A 1,077-nucleotide genomic window follows, 5' to 3' on the forward strand; every position below is an offset into this window, starting at 1 on the left:
ATGCATGCCTCGCAGCATATGGACGGTTTCGACCGTCGCCTGCCGGAGGTCGGCCGCGCCGTCGGCGCCTCGCCGATCCGGCTCGACGGCGTGCCGAAGGTTACCGGCGACGAAAAATTCGGCGGCGATTCCTTTCCGCACGACGCGCTGTCGGTGCTGGTCGTCCGCTCGCCCTACTATCACGCCGGTTTCAGCTTCGGAGATCTCGACGCCTGGGCCAAAGCGCATCCCGGCATTGCCGGCGTCTTCACCGCCGCCGACATTCCGGGCAGGAACTGCTTCGGGGTCATCGGCCCCTTTGCTGATCAGCCGGCCCTTGCCGAAGGTTTCGCGCGCCTTCGCGGCGAGGCGGTCGCGCTGGTGGCGGGCGAGCGCGAAGCCATCCTCGACCTCGACCTGACGGATTTTCCGATCGCCTGGACGGAACTGCCGCATGTGTTGCAGCCCCGCGAGGCGAAAGCCGACGGCGCACTCCTGATCCACCGGCATCGGCCGGCGAACCTGCTCACCTCCGGCTATGTCGAACATGGCGATCCCGACGGCGCCCTTGCTGCCGCTGCTGTCACCGTCTCCGGCGCCATCGAGACTTCTTTCGTCGAGCATGCCTATATCGAGCCGGAGGCCGGCTTCGCTTACATGGATGGCGACACGCTCGTCATCGTCGCCTGCACCCAGGCGCCCTACATGGATCGCGACGACACGGCCAAGGTGCTAGGCCTCCCGGTCGAAAAGGTGCGCATCGTGCCGACCGCCACTGGCGGCGGCTTCGGCTCGAAGCTCGATGTCTCGCTTCAGCCTCTGATCGGCCTTGTGGCGATGAAGACCGGCAGGCCGGCGGCACTCGCCTACACGCGCAACGAATCCATGATGTCGACCACCAAGCGCCATCCGGCCGAAATGGAGGCGACCATCGGTGCCGATTCCGAGGGCCGCGTCACCGGAATGATCTTTGAGGGCGATTTCAACACCGGCGCCTATGCAAGCTGGGGCCCGACGGTTGCCAACCGCGTGCCGGTGCATGCCTCCGGCCCCTATCAGACGCCGAACTATCGGGCGACGGGCAGGGCCATCCATACC

Annotated in this window: 1 protein-coding gene; it reads left to right on the forward strand. The window is 66.4% G+C overall.

Annotated features, from left to right (window positions below; genetic code table 11):
* Positions 1-1,077 (forward strand): molybdopterin cofactor-binding domain-containing protein (locus tag EOA60_RS34385; RefSeq protein WP_164899830.1); only part of this gene is annotated, 1,077 nt, incomplete at both ends.

Origin of the sequence: Mesorhizobium sp. M1A.F.Ca.IN.020.06.1.1 (genome assembly GCF_004023265.1) — a bacterium.
Lineage (GTDB): Bacteria > Pseudomonadota > Alphaproteobacteria > Rhizobiales > Rhizobiaceae > Mesorhizobium.